Raw genomic sequence first — 15,657 nt, 5'->3', positions numbered from 1 at the left:
GTTCCAGCACCACGCCGTGACGCGCCGGAACGAGCGGTCGGGGCCCAGGCCGGCCTCGGCCTGCGTGTCCTTTCCCAGCAGCCAGCCGAGGAAGGCCTCGAGCTCGTGCCTGCGGGACAGGTCGGGGCGCCGACGAGTGGTCCCGGCCCGGCACGAGACGCACCTCCACCGCTGCGTCCCCGCGGCGGTCCGCCCGTTCTTTACCAGGACGGACCCGCATACCCGGCAGGACGTCGAATTGGAAGCAACCCTCACGCCTAAGGGTCACAGAGTAAGACGACCCCGATTTTCCCGCGCCAGCACTGGGATCCAGGCCAATCCCATCCCCACGTTTTGTCCTATAACCCCGAAAAGACGGCCTCGGACGTTCTCTTCGACCGCAAGCCGTCTTCGTTCGCACACGCGCCTCAACCTAGCCGAGCGGGCTCGGGTTCAAGATGTTCAGAGGCTTCGCCTGTCGAGCCCGTCGGCCACGCTCTCGTCGTGAGCGGCTCAGGTTCCGAGAACGATTCTTCGCTGTACCACGCGATCGGGGTGAGGAGACGTTGTCGACACGCGTGAAGGGGTGGCCCCGGGGCTCTGGGCGTCCGCGAGCACGTCGAGTCTGGCGCGTTGCGGCGTTGCGGCGTTGCGGCGTTGCGGCGTTTCGGGCAGGTCGAGGCGGGAGAGGAGGAGGAAGGAAGACTGCGCGGAGCACAGCGATTGCGAGGGCCACCCGACCGGTGCGGCCCGGCACGGCGAGTCCTCGCCGCGCCAGGCCGCAGTTGGGGCGATCACCGACTGTCGGTTGAGACTATGCGCCCGTCGCGTTCAGAGAAAGAACCCAACCCACCACGTTGGTGAACCGTTCCTGTGAGAGCGATGGGTCCGCGTAGTAGAGGCTGAAGATCCCGACCACGACGTTTCCTTTGATTCCGGCGGCAGAGAAATTCAGCTTGTAGTTTCGCGAAGCCTGCGACGATCCCCTAGCCACAAGTTCGCTGCTCACGAGGTCTATGACGCGGTCAGGGGTCCCTGTGGGGTCAACTTGGTTCGAGTCCCCGAAGAAGACAGAGATCTCAAGCCCTGCCGGATCCAATGGCGACATCAGTTCAAGCGACAACTCGTCCTGGACACCCAAATCCAAGATCGCCGTTGACGACTGCGAGTTGTTCTTCATAACGCTTGAACCGCGGGCACTCTTCCAGTCGACGAGGGCGGGACTGACGGAAGTGGCTCCGACCCTCAGCTCGGGAGGTTGGGGGTCAGCCCCTTGATATTCACGTAGCTCCACTTTTTGCGGGTCTCCTGTTTCCTCGGGGCCGGAAGTTATGGTTGAGGGTGCGCAAGCGGTCAAGGTAGTGGCCACAGCAATCCACAGCCGTTTCCGCGATAGGTCTGCAGGGACTGTTTTCCACAGACTGCCTTCGCGTTGGTGTCGATACCCCATTGGTTGTTCACTGTTCGCGCATTAAAGGCGGATCTGTGCCAAAGGCCGAACCAGCCTTTCTTCATTATCTCCGCACCATTGGTCATCTGCTGTGGGAGGCTTCTGCAGTCTCGAATTCTCGTATGGACAGACGACATATTCCAGCTCTTGTGAACATTCTCGCTTTACCCGAAACAGTTGTAGGGATTTCCGAGAATTGTCCCGGTCAAGAGTCTGGGCGTGATTTCGCCATGGTATCCTCCTTGTTTTTGGCGAACTAATTAATGAGCTGGCGGTGCTGGGAGCTCATGTGACGCGAAGATCTTGGCGTGCACGCGCGTTAAATGATGACCTCTCGACATCGATTGCGATGGCCCCCGTATCTCAAAGGCTCGCAGCTCGTTGCGAAGTCCGTCAATCCACAGAGCTGTTTTGGCGTGGATGTGCTGTAAAAGGGGCGCAAATGTGCTCTCGGGGCCTCATCCACCCGTTTGGCACGCATACTCGAAAGCGTTGGTCAGCTTTCGAGCGACCGCCACAGGAACGCTGCGCTCCGGGCCTGGAGGGCCGCAGCCTGGCGGTTGTCCGAGGCGCCCGCGTGGCCACCCTCGAGCGCCTCGTGGTACCAGACGTTCGGAATGCCCATCGCCTCCATGCGCGCGGCCATCTTGCGCGCCTGAACGGGGCCGACGCGGTCGTCCGAGGTTGCGGTCCAGATGAACGTGTCCGGGTAGTCCACCCCGTCGCGCAGAAGATGGTACGGCGAGAACGTCTTGAGGTACTCCCACTGCTCGGGCACGTCGGGGTCGCCATACTCGGCGATCCAGGACGTGCCCGCGGAGAGCTTCGTGTACCGCCGCATGTCCAGGAGCGGCACGCCGCACGAGATCGCCCCGAACAGCGAGGGGAAGTTCACGAGCATGTTGCCCACGAGCAGCCCACCGTTCGAGCCTCCCGTGCAGCCGAGGTGCTCGGGGGACGTCACCTCGCGCCGGATGAGGTCCAACGCGACGGCGGCGAAGTCCTCGTACGAACGATGCCGGTTTTCTTTGAGCGCGGCTTGGTGCCACGCTGGCCCGTACTCGCCTCCGCCTCGGATGTTGGCGACCACATACACGCCGCCGCGTTCGAGCCACGCGCGCCCCACGACCCCGCTGTAGGCGGGCGTCCTGGAGATCTCGAATCCTCCATAGCCACTCAGCTGGGTCGGCGCGGCGCCGTTCAGTTCGAGGTCCTTGGGACCCACCTGGAAGTAGGGAACCCGAGTGCCGTCCGCTGAGGTCGCGAAGTGCTGTTCGACCGTGAGCCGGCTCTCGTCGAAGAACGACGGCGCGCGCTTGACCTCCGCATGGCCCCCACCGATGGTGCCGCGCAGGAGCGTCGTGGGCGTGAGGAACCCGGTCGCGATGAGCCAGTAGTCGTCGCCCGCGTCGGGGTCCTCGTCGTCGACCGCGTAGCTCTCGACGAGGTGAAGCGGCGGGCATGCGTCGAGCTCCTCGCTCGACCACGCGCCGTCGTCCGTTGAGCCCGCGCCTGCGCCGGCAGACGGCGGCATCAGCACCCGGATCTGCGATGAGACGTCGCGCAGGAGATTGACGAGAAGGCGGGTCTTCGTCCAGCTCCATGACTGGAGCGAGGTATGGGCATCCGGCGAGAACAGCACGGTAAGCTGCGTCGATCCGCCCAGGAACGCCTCGAAGTCGGCCGCGAGCAGCGAGCCGGCATCGTGCACAACGCCGTCGACATCCCAGTCACGCTGTGGCCGGAACAGGATCCACTCGCGGTGGAGGTCAATGTCCACGTCGGTCGGCACGGGGATCTCCCGCCACGCGTCGTCGCGCCAGATCGAATGCCGCACGTCGAAGAAGCTGATCCGGTCGCTCGCGAGGAGCCGCTCGAAGCCCGGGGTGTCGTCAAAGCCCGCGCCCCCCATCAGGTGATCGGCTGGCACCTCGAAGATGACCTCGGCGTCCTCAAGGGCCGCGCCGCGCGGAAGCCTGCGCACGATCCTCGGGTAGGACGACGTCGTCACGGCGTCCTCGCCAAGCGTCGACGACACGATGAGCGTGTCCACGTCGAGCCAGTCCACGCCGCCCTTCGCCGCGGGGAGCTCGAACCCGCCCGCTTCGGGCGCGATGAAGGCGCGGTCTTCGACGTCGTACTCCCGGACCGTGACAGCATCGCCACCGTCGGGGGACAGCCGGACCATGCAGCGCCGCCACGACTTTCCGTCGTCGGGGCGCAGGAAGCCGGCGCCGCCCCACACCCACTCGACGCCTTCGGTGGCCGCAAGGGCGTCGACGTCGAGCAGGATCTCCCACTCGGGCGAGTCGGTCATGTAGCTTTCCCAGCGCGTGCGCCGCCACAGGCCCTTCGGGTTCGAGGCATCCCGCCAGAAGTTGTAGTACCAGTCGCCACGCTTCGTGACCATGGGAATGCGGTCCTGCGAGTCCATGACCTCGAGGATCTGGGCCTCGAGCTCGGGGTAGTCCCCGGTCTCGAGCAGTTCCTCCGTGCGCGCATTCTGCTCTCGCACCCACGCGAGCTGTTCCTCGCCGCGGATGTCCTCGAGCCAGAGGTTCTCGTCCACCGGTTCGCCGGGGGCATGGGCGAGCGTTCGTGCGGGAGTCTCCGTGGGGTCCGTCATGCTGCTCATCCTCGCACGGCCCTCCGACAGCGCAAGAGGCGCACGTTAAGCTCAAGGAATGAGTTCGGGAGGAGGACGGACGGCCGTGCGCGTCGCCGTCATCGGGGGAGGGCCGCGTGGCGCGTCCGCCGTCGAACGGCTCCTCGCGAACTGGCCGGCCGCGAGCAAGGCGGGCCTCGGCGAGCTCGAGATCACGGTCTTCGATCCCTTCACGCCGGGGTCCGGCCGCGTGTGGCGGCCCGAGCAGCCGCGCGAGTTCCTCATGAACACGCCGTGCCTCTACCCGACCCTCATCCCGTCCGAGCCCGATGTCGCGCCCCCGCGGGTCGGCGGGAGCTTCCACGAATGGCTCGAGCGCCGAGGCGCCGAGGCAGACCTCACTCCCGACGAGCGGGCGGAGGCCGCGGCCCTCACTTCCGCGGACTACCCGCCGCGCGCCCTCTACGGCCGCTACCTCGCCCACACATTCGCCGCGGTTGTCGCGGCGGCCCCCGAGGGAGCAACGGTCGAGCACATCGCGCTCGAGGTCGTCAGGCTCGGTCGGACGCCACACGGCTGGGCCGTCACGACGGCGGACGGGCACGCGCGGCAGGCGGACGCCGTCGTCCTCGCCCTCGGCCATGTCCCGGCGAGGCCCAACCGCGCCCAGCGCGACTTCGTCGACGCCGCCGCGCGGCTCGGCCTCACCTACCTCCCGCCCGCAGCGCCGGCGGACGTCGACTGGGACGTCCTGCCTGCCGGGCGGACGGTTCTGGTCCGTGGCATGGGGCTCAACTTCTTCGACGTCATGGTGCGCCTCACCAAGGGGCGCGGCGGGCGCTTCAAGGAGGGACCCGAGGGGCTCGAATACGTTCCGTCGGGCCGCGAGCCTCGGCTCGCGGCGGCCTCGCGGCGGGGCGTCCCGTACCGCGGCAAGGCCGAGCTCGGCGCGTACTACGCACCGGGCGTCCGGCTCCGCTGGTTCACGCGCGAGGCTGCGCTTGCGCCACGCGCGGCGGGGGTCACGCCGTCGTTCGATGCCGATTTCTGGCCTCTCCTGCACCGCGACACCCTCTGGGCCTACTATTCGACGCTCGCCCGCTCGGAGTCGGGCGCCGTCGGGCACGGGTTCCTCGACGAGCTCCAGGCCGCGCTCGAGACCCCCGGCGCCGGCTGGGAAGCGCGCGCGGAACGCGTGGTTGTCGCTGGGGTTGCCCGCGACAGGCGCCTCGACCTCCGCGGGCTCGGTGCCCCGCTCGCGGGGCGGCATTTCGTGAACCGCTCCGAGCTCGACGCCCACGTCCTCGCCTATCTCGAGGACGACGCGGCGGGCTCCGCACGCGGCGAGGACGATCCGGTCAAGATGGCGATTGCCGCCCTCCACCGCGGCAGGGCGGTCCTCAAGGAGGTCGTGGCCGACGGCGGGATCACCGAGGAATCATGGGTCGCCGGGCTCCGTGGCTGGTTCGAGGGGCTCGTCGAGGGCCTCGCGAGCGGGCCGCCCGCGATTCGCATCCAGCAGCTCGCGGCGCTCATCCGGGCCGGCGTCGTGAGCACGGTGGGGCCCGAGCCCCGGTTTGCCGTGGACCGGGGCGCCGGATGCTTCGTCGCCGAGTCCCCGTGGGTGGGCGGCCGGCCCGTGTACGCGGCGGCGATGGTCGAGGCGCTCGCACCCGCGAACGTCGTCGCCGCCGCGGATTCGCCCCTCCTCACCGGGCTCCTCGCCGATGGCCTCGCACGCCCCAAATACCTCGCGGGGGCCGACGGCGTTCCGCGTCCCGCCAGCGGGCTCGACGTCACGGCACCGCCGTACCGCCCCCTCGACGTCAATGGCCACGCGGTCCCGGGCGTCTATGTGCTCGGCCTCCAGCTCTCCGCGGTCCAATGGGGCACCGCGATTGCCGCGGAGGCGCACCCGTTCGGTGCGACAGGCGAAACGAACGACGGCGCCGCCTACCCGAGCGGCCAGCGCACCTTGCGCGACGCGGACGCTATCGCGCGGGCCATCTTGGGCCTCTCACAGGGTTTAGCCCACTGAACGTGTTTCACAAGGCGTGCATGCGTATTCACGCGTCATTCACGTCGCGCCCGTAGGCTCCCGGTGCTTTGCGTTCACACCAAGGAGACTTCATGCGCACACTACCCGCCATCGCCGTCGGGGCGACGGCCGCAATGGTCGCGGCCGTCTGCATCGCCTCAGGCGCCGCGGCAAGCGATCACGGCTCGGCTTCCGCTCCGGACGGCGCGATCAAGCACGTCCTCGTCATCGACCTCGAGAACGAGGACTTCAATACGTCGTTCGGACCGACCTCGCCTGCGAAGTACCTCAACGACGTGATCGTGCCGAAGGGCCAGCTGCTAACCAACTACTACGCGACCGGGCACTTCAGCACGGACAACTACCTCGCCCAGATCTCGGGCCAGGCGCCCAACAAGGTCTCGGGCAACGACTGCATCACCGACACGAAGACATTCGCGTCGACGTACACCGATGTCACGCCCGGAACGCTCGACCCCAATCAGGCCAAGTACCCGGGCCAGGTCGAAGGAAGCGGCTGCGTCTACCCTGCCGCGGTGAAGACGATCGGCGACCAGCTCGATGCTCGCGCGGGCGAGAACGAGGGCGAGGACGGGGGGAAGCTCACGTGGCGCCAGTACGCCGAGGACATGGGCAATGACCCCGTGCGCGACCACGGCACCCCGGACCCGGTCGGCGGAACCGACTGCGCGCACCCCGCGGCCAACGGGACGTTCCCGAACCATGCGACGACGACCGATCAGTACGCGATCCGCCACGTCCCGTTCCTCTTCTTCCACTCGGTGACCGACAACGCCGCATCGTGCGCCCAGCACGTGGTTCCGCTCGGCTCGGTGAAGACGGGCCCCGACGGCGACACGTTCACGGGCCACCTCGCCGAGGACCTCGCGCAGAAGCGGACCACTCCCGAGTTCGCGATGGTGACGCCCAACGTGTGCAACGACGGCCACGACGACACGTGTGTCGGCCCGAACACCGAAGGCGGCCACACGGGCGGCCTCGTCGCCGCCGACCTGTGGCTCAAGCACTGGATGCCGCTCATCCTCGACTCCCCGGCCTATAAGAGCGGTGAAATGCTTGTCGTCGTGACGTTCGACGAGGCCTCGATGAAGGATTCGAGCGCGTGCTGCGGCGAGCAGGCGGGCCCGGACAACGCCAACCCGGGCTACCCGACGCTCATGACTCTCTTCGGGGGCTCCGCTCCGACCGCGCCGGGACAGTACCCGGGCGGCGGGCGCGTCGGTGCTGTGCTGCTTAACTCGAAGTGGATCGCTTCGGGCAGCGTCAACACGACCCCGTACAACCACTACTCCGCACTCCGGAGCTATGAGGACCTGCTCGGGATCGAGAGCGGCGGGTCCGACGGCCACGGCCACCTCGGGTTTGCTGGCCAGACCGGGCTGCGCCCGTTCGGGACGGACGTTTTCGCGAAGGTCGAGGACGCGAACTGACGTCCGCACGCTGACCCTCACCCGCTGACCTTCGCGCACGGTGCCCGGGCCCTGTGAACAGGCCCGGGCACCGTCGCATCGGCGGGCTTTCTAGTCCTGGCGGAAGCCCTCGTTGATGAGGAAGACCGCCCCGAACGGGTCCGCAACCGTTGCCATCCGGCCGAACGGAGTGTCCTCGATCGGCCGGATGACCTGTGCGCCGAGGCGTGTCGCCGTCTCGATCGCGGCGTCGGCGTCCGTGACACCCCAGTAGATGTGCCAGTTCGCGGGCACGCCCTCGGGGAGGAAGTCGACCGCGTCCATGATTCCGGCCTTCGACTCGTCACCCGAGCCGAGGGTCGTGTAGCGGAACTCGGGGGAGTCGCCCATGACCGAGGTCTCCCAGCCGAGCGCGTCCTGGTAGAACTTCACGGTCGGGTCGTACGCGCGCGTGAAGTTCTCGAACCACACGGGCGAGCCAGGCTCGGCGACCTTCTCGAACCCTGCGTGTCCCGTGCCCTGCCACACGCCGAAGACGGCGCCGTCGGTATCCGCGAACACGGCCATGTGCCCCTGATCCGGGACCTCCATGGGGGCCACGAAGGTCTGGCCGCCAGCCTCTTCGACCTTGCGCGCCGTCTCGTTGATATCAGCCGAGTTGAAGTACAGGGTCCACACATCGGGCATCGTGGCCTGTTCGGGCATCTTCGTCATGAGGCCGGCCACCTGCTCGCCGTCCTTCCACGCCGTCGTGTATCCGCCGTACTTCTCTTCGTCTCCGACCTCGTAGGTCCAGCCGAAGAGTTCTGCATAGAAGGCCTTGGCCTTCTCGATATCGCTCGTCATGAGGTCGGCCCAGCAGGGTGCGCCGGGGGTGATTTCGGGCTTGGGCATGACTGCTCCTTAGCTCGGACGGTGGTGGTGTGTAACGCTCCCGACGCTATGCGGGGCCACCGACATTTTTCAAGAGCGTGCTGCCGGTTCAGAGGACAGATCCGGTCCGCTGCTCGAGCCGACGCCTCGTCAGGGCACTGCGGATTCCGACCACTTTTGACCCGCGAAATTGGCCCCGCCCGGGCGTGTCGCCGCGGCGCGCCGATCTCGCTTGTTCAATCGCGGTCGAAATCCGTCGCAGCCCGAAAGGAGAGGCCCCAAGGCTGCCCTCGCGAGGGCGGCCATGGGGCCGTTGCGGAAGGTAAGGGATTTGAACCCTTGGTGCGGGGTTGCCGCACACTGGTTTTCAAGACCAGCTCCATAGGCCGCTCGGACAACCTTCCTTGTGACTAGTAGTGTTTCATAGGCAGCTGACCCTGACGAAACCGATGCACGCGCAGCTGGGGGCGAGTGCCGCGGGAGGAGCGGAACATGAAGGCCGTGTACATCGCCGAACCGGGCGGACCCGAAGCCCTCGACGTCCGTGAGGTCGGCGATCCGGTGCCGGGCCCGGGCGAGGTCCTCATCGACGTCGTCGCTGCGGGGATCAACCGCGCCGACGTCCAGCAGCGACGGGGCTTCTACCCGCCGCCGCCGGGCGCGTCCGAGATTCCCGGGCTCGAGGTCTCGGGGCGCATCGCGGGCTTCGGGCCGGAGGTGACGCGCCCGTTCTCGGCGGGGGACCGAGTCGTCGCGCTGCTCGCAGGCGGAGGCTATGCGGAGAAGGTCGTCGTGCCGGCGGAGCAGGTGCTCCGCGTCCCCGACGGCGTGGACCTCGTGACGGCGGCGAGCCTCCCGGAGACCGCCGCGACCGTGTACTCGAACCTCATCATGACGGCGCAGCTCCAGCCGGGCGAGCTCGTCCTCATCCACGGCGCGACGGGCGGGATCGGGACGATGGCCGTCCAGATGGCCAAGGCGTTCGGCGCGCGCGTCGCGGCGACGGCCGGCACCGAGGAGAAGGTGAGCACGGCCCGTGCGTTCCTCGGCGTCGACGTCGCGATCAACTACAACGAGCAGGACTTCGTCGAAGCCGTCCGCAACGCGACGGGGGGCCGGGGCGCGGACGTGATCCTCGACGTCGTCGGCGCGAAGTACCTCGAGCGGAACGTCGAGGCGCTCGCTCCCTACGGACGCCTCGTCGTCATCGGCCTCCAAGGCGGCGCGAAGGCCGAACTCAACATCGGCCTCCTCCTCAACAAGCGCGCGGCGATCATCGGCACGGCGCTGCGTCCCCGCCCGGTCGAGGAGAAGGGCATCATCATGTCTGCACTGCGCGAGCACGTGTGGCCCCTCATTACGGAAGGGCGCATCAAGCCCCTCGTGGACCGGACCTTCCCCCTCTCCGAGGTCCAGCAGGCGCACGAGTACTTCGACTCGGGCGAGCACGTCGGCAAGGTTCTCCTCACCATCTGACGCGCCGCCCTAGTGCGCGCTGGGATGCGGGAAGCGGCCCGGCGGGCCCGTGAGAGGATGGCCACATGAGCGAAGCGCACGCGAGCGAAGCGCACGACGGCGGGCAGGTCGACGAGCCGTTCGAGGGGATGGCGATCGAGCAGCCCGGCGGGGATGCCGACGAGGGCCGTGCCCGCGGCGTGGACGCCGGGCGCCGGCGACGCTCGAGCCTCCAAGAGCTCGTGGACGAGCCAGCGAAGGTCATGCGGATCGGCACGATGGTCCGGCAGCTCCTCGAAGAGGTCAAAGGCGCGCCGCTCGACGAAGCGGCACGCAATCGGCTCGCAGCGATCCACGAACGTTCGATCGCCGAGCTCGAGGACGGTCTTGCGCCCGAGCTCGTCGACGAACTGCATCGGATCTCGCTTCCGTTCAGCGACGCTGCGGTGCCGTCCGAATCCGAGCTCCGCGTCGCGCAGGCTCAGCTCGTGGGCTGGCTCGAAGGCCTGTTCCACGGCATCCAGACGGCCATCGCCGCGCAGCAGGCCGCGCATCAGCTCGCAGCCTCACAGGTTCAGCTGCGCCAGCTTCCCCCGGGCACTGTCATCGCGCCTGGGGTCGTCATCGGCGAGAATGGCGAGCCGCAGCGGGCGCCGGTGCGAGAGCTGCGCACCCGCGAGGGCGGAGAGCATCACGACGGCGACCACGGCCCCGGCCAGTACCTCTGAGCGCGCGGGTGGGGATTCTCGATAACGTCCTGCGCGGGCGCCGCGACGACGCCGACCTGGGGAAGGGGCTCTGGCGGCGCGCCCACGATCGCTTCCAGCGCGGCCTCGATCGCTATCACCAGGTCCTCGAGGGCGTCGAGGACGATGAGCTCTACGCCGAACTCGTCGTCATGGCGGACGCGCTCTCGGCTCTCCTTCCGAGGGTCCGCGCGGTGTGCGCGAAGTGCCAGCGCCTCGCCCCGAGCGACGATTTCGACGTCCCGGGCGACCTCGCAGACGTGCACCGCGCGCTCTCCAAGGCAGGCAATGCCCTTGCGACGACGGCAGAGGCGGCCGCGATGCTGAGCCTCGCCGTGGGCCCGGTCCCGGTCGGTGCCCTCTCCGTGCAGCGCCGGGCCGCGACGGTGCTCGAACACGTGGAGCTCGCCGAGCAGCTGGCCGGGCTTCGCGCTGCCGGCTGACGGAATTATTCCCGTGTTTCGCGGATCGCGAAGTTCGCGGAAATATCTGACAAATGCGCGCTGCCGCTTGTACGGCAGTGACAGGATGTGCGCATGGCATCTACCGATTCCCTGACTTCCCCTGTGCTCACGTTCCACGACGGCCTCAAGATCCCGCAGCTCGGCTACGGCGTGTGGCAGGTCGAGGACTCCGTCGCGGAGCGCGCGGTCGGCGAGGCGTTCGAGGCTGGCTACCGCCACATCGACACTGCTGCGATCTACGGCAACGAGGCGGGCGTGGGCCGCGCGATCGCGTCCTCGGCCCTCGCGCGCGAAGACCTTTTCATCACGACCAAGCTCTGGAACGCGGACCAGGGCGCCGGCAACGTGGCCCCCGCATTCGAGAAGTCGCTCGAGAAGCTCGGCCTCGAGTACGTGGACCTCTATCTCATCCACTGGCTCCAGCCGAAGCGCGGCCTGTACGTCGAGACGTGGCAGGAGCTCGTCAAGCTTCAGGCTTCGGGTCGCGTCCGCTCGATCGGCGTCTCGAACTTCACGGTCGAGGCGATCCAGGAGATCGAGCGCGAGACGGGAGTCCTCCCCGTCATCAACCAGGTCGAGACCCACCCGTACTTCCCGCAGGCCGAGCTCCGCGCATTCGAGTCCTCGAGCGGCATCCTGCACGAGTCGTGGTCGCCGCTCGGCCAGGGCAAGGAACTCCTTGAGGACCAGACCCTCGCCGCGATCGCCGAGAAGCATGGCGCGACCGTTCCGCAGGTCGTCATCGCGTGGCATCTCGCGCTCGGCAACGTGGTGATCCCGAAGTCGGTCACTCCGGCGCGCATCGCCGAGAACTGGGCCTCGCTCGGCGTCTCCCTCGACGCCGAGGATTTTGCCGCGATCGCCTTGCTCGACAAGGGCGCCGAGGGCCGCATCGGCCCCGACCCCGCGGTGAGCGACTTCGCCTGACGAGGACGCTCCCTTCCGCTTGCGCCGTCATGTTTGCAGGGTCCGAACCCAGCAAACGTGACGGCCCAACGGTCCTCTAGCCCTCACGCGCCCGAACTCCCCAACTTCTGCGCGGGCTTCCCCAGCTTCTGCGGCGGCCAAGGTGCGGATCCCGGCGTGTCGCCTAGAACTCCCGGCGCGTCCCGCCGTCGCCCGCTCGAAAACCGGGGAGGTTGGCCCAAACGATGGGGAGGTTGGCCCAAACAATGGGGAGGTTGGACGGGAGAGGGCGGCGCCGCCGTCGTTCGCTTAGATGGCTGGCACCCGCGGTAGGTGACCCTTGGGCGGGCTGGCACCCGCGGTAGGTGACCCTTGGGCGGGCTGGCACCCGCAGTAGGTGACCCTTGGGCGGGCGGGCTCGCGCGAGCCCCGCCGGCGTACGCTGGCAGCATGAGCCAGGAGCGCGCCGTCGTACCCTCCTGGGCCTCCACTCCCGCCATCCGGAAGACCATGCAGGGCAACCGTTCGCGGGACACGGCCCCCGAACTCCTCGTGCGACGCGCGGTGCACGCGATGGGCCTCCGCTACCGGGTCGCGTTTCGGCCGGAGCCCGAGCTGCGCAGGACGGCGGACCTCGTCTTCACACGGGCGCGCATCGCCGTCTTCATCGATGGCTGCTATTGGCACGGGTGCCCCGAGCACTACATCGAGCCGAAGCGCAACGTGGACTATTGGCGCCCCAAGATCGCCCGGAACCGCGAGCGTGATGAGCAGACGACGGCGGCGCTCGCCTCGCACGGTTGGCTCGTCCTGCGGTTCTGGAGCCACGAGGACCCCGCGACCGTTGCGCGGACGATTCGGGCCGCCGTCGTCGGGCGAGCCGCGAGCGGGGTAGCACGGAGGCGTGCGGCAGGCGGCCCCTGACGCACCCTGCGGCAGCGTGCCGCACGGTGCCGCACGCTGGCGAATCCGGCGGGCCGAGCTGTTGTATTTGACTTGTTGGTGTGCATATGTTATGCGCGGGTTTCGGGAGGGGGCCGTGGCCCGCCATCACCATCGGGTCAACACCAGCAAGGGGAGCACCATGGCACAGGACAAGGCAGTCGCGGGCGCCGCAAGGACGGGCCGCCGCGGGGCGGTCGTTCGGTACGAAGACCGCACCGTCATGCAACTCCGCGCGAGGGCGAAGGAGATGGGACTCCACGGCTACTCGTCGCTGCGAAAGGCCGATCTCATCACGGCCCTCCGCAAGCACTGATCACCACGCCCCGGCAACTCAACCCGCGACCCGGAACGCGTTCGCGCCCCTCCCCGGCAGGCCCGGAACGCGTCCCGGGTCGCGGCGTGCCCGGCTCGTGCCCCGTGCGATCGCCGCCACAGGCATGTCGCAACGGCGTCCGTTGTTCCCCGCCATTTTCAGGCCTACGGTTGAAAAGAGACGGCGTCGCGATCGCGTACTGGCCGTCTGAGGCCGCGCAGACGAGGAATGACGACGGAAGCCGCCCAGGGGCCACGATGACATCCGTTCCCACCCTGCCGTTGCCCACGCCGGGGGCGACGGATGCGCTGGCCACAGCGCAAGAGGCCAACGACCTAGCCGTCGAGTACCTTGGCGTGGCGGACGCGCTCGCGCGCCGCTTTCGGTGCCCCGGCCACGACCCGGAGGACCTGCGCCAGGTCGCGCGCCTCGGGCTCGTGAAGGCCGCGCATCGATATCGCAGCGGGCAGGGTCACGGATTCCTGCCCTACGCGGTCCCGACGATCACGGGGGAGATCAAGCGCTACCTTCGCGATCAGTCGTGGGTCGTCCGGCCGCCGCGGTCGGTTCAGGAGCTCCGGCTCACGGTCAACCGCCTGCGCCCGGACCTGACGCAGCGCCTCGGCCGCGAACCGACGACGTGCGAGCTCAGTGCCGAGCTCGGTGTCCCCATCGAGGACGTCGAGGAGGCCAGGCTCGCGAACGCGGCCATGGCCGCTGACCCGATCGAGCACGGCGATTCGCCCGACGATTCGCGCGAACGGCGCCTCATGGTCGTCGTGTCATATGAGGAGCCGGGATTCGAGCGGGTTGATCTGCACCGATCGCTCGTGGATGCGCTCATCGACGCGACAGACCAGGACCGCGTGCTCCTGCACCTGCGTTTCGACGAGGAGCTGACCCAGCAGGAGATCGCGCGCGAGCTTGGCGTGAGCCAGATGCAGGTGTCCCGGCTCTTGCGTCGCGTGCTCGCCCGCCTGCGGCGGCGTCTCGCGGCGTGAGGGCTTGGAGCGGGGGCCGGGGGCTGGGAGTCTGGGGGCTGGGGGCTGGGGGCCGGGGGCCGGGGGTCGGGTGGCGCCGGAGTCCCCAGCTTCTGTTCCGCGCTCCCCAGCTTCTGGGCGTACGACGGCGGCGCTCGCCCGGGATAGCGCGGCCCGCCGCTGCGAGGGGGTCCTAGAGCTGGGGAACCCGGTTCTGAAGTTGGGGAGGTTGGCGCTGAGGCTGGGACGTTGGCGGCGCGTCACGATGGCCCGACGGCCGCGAGGACGGCCCGCGCCGTCGCGTTCCATCCGGGAAGGACGGGTCGCGCCGCCCGCGCGATGGCCAGCCACTGACTCCTGAGGACGGGGTTGGTCAGCCACGAGCGCAGCACGGTGACTGCGTCGCTGGCGGCACCCACATCGCCGGCAAATCGGCATGCGGCCCCGGCCAGTCCGGCCCCGGCCAGTCCGGCCCCGGCCAGTCCGGCCTCGGCCAGTCCGGCCTCGGCCAGTCCGGCCCCGGCCAATCCCGCCCCGCCGCGCCGCGAGAGGCCGAGCGCCTCCTCGGCTCCCGTTCCGGCCGGCACGATCGCTGGCACGCCGCGCGCGAGCGACTCGACGACGACGAGGCCGAACGTCTCGGACGCGCTCGCGAGCACGCTGAGGTCCGCGGCGTCCCATGCGGCCTCGAACGCCTCACCGCGGAGCTCGCCCGCGATCCGGACGCGCCCGCGCAGCGGCGGCGCAGAGGCGGCCTCGCGCACGGCCCGCGCGTACTCGGGGTCGGCCCGGTCGGAGCCGACGAGCTCGGCAGTCCAGGGGAGGTCGGCGAGGCCGCGGAGGGCGTCGAGCAGCGCGAGCTGTCGCTTGCTCGGCATGAGCGCGGCGAAGCACACGATTCGCGGCGGTTCCGATCCGTGCGCGATCGGAGCGCGGTCGACGCCGGGGCGCGCTACGGCGGCGACGACCCCGTAGCGCCTCAGGACCTCGGAGGCCGTAGTGCTGCTCGGCGTGATGGCGCCCGACGCGGCGGCGAGGGCCGCGGATTCGAGGGCCGCGTGACGCCCCGGAGCCGCCAAGATCTCGCCGCTGGGCCGCTCGCCGCCTGGCCACTCTGCGCCTGGCCACTTTGCGCCTGGCCGCTCGCCGCCTGGCCACTCACTGATCAGCATCTGCACAAGGAGCCACACGTCGAGCCCCGCGCGTCGGGCGCCCGCGATCTCGCCCGGGCACCCCAGGCCGACGAGGCCGTCGACGATGAGGCGCCCTCCGCCGTCGTCGGCAATCTCTCGGATAAGCGCGCCGAGGCGCGCACGATCGGCGGAACTGCCCACTGGCCACGCGCCCTCCGCGGACGTGATGCGGACGTCCGCGCCGGCTGCCGCCAGGGCGGCGGCGAGCCGCTCGTCATACACGGTCCCGCCGGAACGCCACGCGAGCGGCGCGGGGACGACGAAATCGAGGCGCACCGAG

General features: G+C 69.0%; 13 protein-coding genes, 1 tRNA gene and 1 pseudogene. 9 read left to right on the top strand and 6 right to left on the bottom strand.

The window, feature by feature from the left end; all coding sequences use genetic code 11:
- The 3 genes and pseudogenes from RBS12_RS16460 to RBS12_RS16450 form a co-directional block, all read right to left on the bottom strand.
- Positions 1-255: pseudogene (locus tag RBS12_RS16460) on the bottom strand (IS256 family transposase); the annotation flags it as partial.
- Between the two features lie 538 nt (positions 256-793).
- Positions 794-1,159 carry a hypothetical protein gene (locus tag RBS12_RS16455; RefSeq protein ID WP_307967213.1) on the bottom strand — a complete coding sequence of 122 codons (366 nt, stop codon included), beginning with the start codon at positions 1,157-1,159 and terminating at the stop codon, positions 794-796.
- A gap of 766 nt (positions 1,160-1,925) precedes the next feature.
- Positions 1,926-4,055, bottom strand: coding sequence for a prolyl oligopeptidase family serine peptidase (locus tag RBS12_RS16450; protein ID WP_307967212.1), 2,130 nt, complete (start codon positions 4,053-4,055; stop codon positions 1,926-1,928).
- Positions 4,056-4,113: 58 nt separating this feature from the next.
- Here RBS12_RS16450 and RBS12_RS16445 point away from each other — a divergent pair, with 58 nt between their 5' ends.
- Together RBS12_RS16445 and RBS12_RS16440 are read left to right on the top strand one after the other, a co-directional pair.
- On the top strand, positions 4,114-6,072 hold the full coding sequence (locus RBS12_RS16445) for an FAD/NAD(P)-binding protein (protein ID WP_307967211.1): 1,959 nt from the start codon (positions 4,114-4,116) through the stop codon (positions 6,070-6,072).
- Positions 6,073-6,164: 92 nt separating this feature from the next.
- Entirely contained in the window at positions 6,165-7,523 is a 1,359-nt protein-coding gene (locus RBS12_RS16440) for an alkaline phosphatase family protein (RefSeq protein WP_307967210.1), read from the top strand.
- Between the two features lie 90 nt (positions 7,524-7,613).
- On the opposite strand, the gene RBS12_RS16435 is transcribed toward RBS12_RS16440, so the two are convergent.
- Together RBS12_RS16435 and RBS12_RS16430 are read right to left on the bottom strand one after the other, a co-directional pair.
- Positions 7,614-8,396: a VOC family protein gene (locus RBS12_RS16435; RefSeq protein ID WP_307967209.1), complete on the bottom strand. Its 783-nt coding sequence runs from the start codon at positions 8,394-8,396 to the stop codon at positions 7,614-7,616.
- Positions 8,397-8,691: 295 nt separating this feature from the next.
- Positions 8,692-8,779, bottom strand: a tRNA-Ser gene (locus RBS12_RS16430).
- 88 nt (positions 8,780-8,867) lie between these two features.
- Here RBS12_RS16430 and RBS12_RS16425 point away from each other — a divergent pair.
- From RBS12_RS16425 to RBS12_RS16395, 7 genes are all read left to right on the top strand, one after another.
- Entirely contained in the window at positions 8,868-9,851 is a 984-nt protein-coding gene (locus RBS12_RS16425) for an NAD(P)H-quinone oxidoreductase (RefSeq protein WP_307967208.1), read from the top strand.
- Between the two features lie 65 nt (positions 9,852-9,916).
- Complete coding sequence (locus RBS12_RS16420; RefSeq protein WP_373886544.1) at positions 9,917-10,558, top strand: bacterial proteasome activator family protein; 642 nt, start codon at positions 9,917-9,919, stop codon at positions 10,556-10,558.
- Positions 10,559-10,566: 8 nt separating this feature from the next.
- Positions 10,567-11,019: a hypothetical protein gene (locus RBS12_RS16415; RefSeq protein ID WP_307967207.1), complete on the top strand. Its 453-nt coding sequence runs from the start codon at positions 10,567-10,569 to the stop codon at positions 11,017-11,019.
- A gap of 93 nt (positions 11,020-11,112) precedes the next feature.
- Entirely contained in the window at positions 11,113-11,967 is an 855-nt protein-coding gene (locus RBS12_RS16410) for an aldo/keto reductase (RefSeq protein ID WP_307967206.1), read from the top strand.
- 429 nt (positions 11,968-12,396) lie between these two features.
- Positions 12,397-12,870, top strand: coding sequence for a very short patch repair endonuclease (locus RBS12_RS16405; RefSeq protein ID WP_307967205.1), 474 nt, complete (start codon positions 12,397-12,399; stop codon positions 12,868-12,870).
- Positions 12,871-13,030: 160 nt separating this feature from the next.
- The gene (locus RBS12_RS20245; RefSeq protein WP_373886543.1) at positions 13,031-13,204 is read left to right on the top strand and encodes a Rho termination factor N-terminal domain-containing protein; all 174 of its coding nucleotides are present in this window, start codon (positions 13,031-13,033) and stop codon (positions 13,202-13,204) included.
- Between the two features lie 257 nt (positions 13,205-13,461).
- Positions 13,462-14,205, top strand: a complete 744-nt coding sequence (locus tag RBS12_RS16395) for a sigma-70 family RNA polymerase sigma factor (protein ID WP_307967204.1) — start codon at positions 13,462-13,464, stop codon at positions 14,203-14,205.
- A 239-nt stretch (positions 14,206-14,444) separates the two neighbouring features.
- On the opposite strand, the gene RBS12_RS16390 is transcribed toward RBS12_RS16395, so the two are convergent.
- Positions 14,445-15,653 carry a glycosyltransferase gene (locus RBS12_RS16390; protein ID WP_307967203.1) on the bottom strand — a complete coding sequence of 403 codons (1,209 nt, stop codon included), beginning with the start codon at positions 15,651-15,653 and terminating at the stop codon, positions 14,445-14,447.
- Between the last annotated feature and the right edge of the window lie 4 nt (positions 15,654-15,657).

Source organism: Sinomonas sp. ASV322, assembly GCF_030908245.1.
In the GTDB taxonomy this organism is placed as follows: Bacteria; Actinomycetota; Actinomycetes; order Actinomycetales; family Micrococcaceae; genus Sinomonas.
This window is presented reverse-complemented; position numbering and strand designations above follow the sequence as displayed.

Bases quoted from the DNA above. Each gene is read 5' to 3' on its own strand.
- RBS12_RS16455 (WP_307967213.1), bottom strand. From the start codon at position 1,159: ATGAAGAACAACTCGCAGTCGTCAACGGCGATCTTGGATTTGGGTGTC.
- RBS12_RS16450 (WP_307967212.1), bottom strand. From the start codon at position 4,055: ATGACGGACCCCACGGAGACTCCCGCACGAACGCTCGCCCATGCCCCC.
- RBS12_RS16445 (WP_307967211.1), top strand. From the start codon at position 4,114: ATGAGTTCGGGAGGAGGACGGACGGCCGTGCGCGTCGCCGTCATCGGG.
- RBS12_RS16440 (WP_307967210.1), top strand. From the start codon at position 6,165: ATGCGCACACTACCCGCCATCGCCGTCGGGGCGACGGCCGCAATGGTC.
- RBS12_RS16435 (WP_307967209.1), bottom strand. From the start codon at position 8,396: ATGCCCAAGCCCGAAATCACCCCCGGCGCACCCTGCTGGGCCGACCTC.
- RBS12_RS16425 (WP_307967208.1), top strand. From the start codon at position 8,868: ATGAAGGCCGTGTACATCGCCGAACCGGGCGGACCCGAAGCCCTCGAC.
- RBS12_RS16420 (WP_373886544.1), top strand. From the start codon at position 9,917: ATGAGCGAAGCGCACGCGAGCGAAGCGCACGACGGCGGGCAGGTCGAC.
- RBS12_RS16410 (WP_307967206.1), top strand. From the start codon at position 11,113: ATGGCATCTACCGATTCCCTGACTTCCCCTGTGCTCACGTTCCACGAC.
- RBS12_RS16405 (WP_307967205.1), top strand. From the start codon at position 12,397: ATGAGCCAGGAGCGCGCCGTCGTACCCTCCTGGGCCTCCACTCCCGCC.
- RBS12_RS20245 (WP_373886543.1), top strand. From the start codon at position 13,031: ATGGCACAGGACAAGGCAGTCGCGGGCGCCGCAAGGACGGGCCGCCGC.
- RBS12_RS16395 (WP_307967204.1), top strand. From the start codon at position 13,462: ATGACATCCGTTCCCACCCTGCCGTTGCCCACGCCGGGGGCGACGGAT.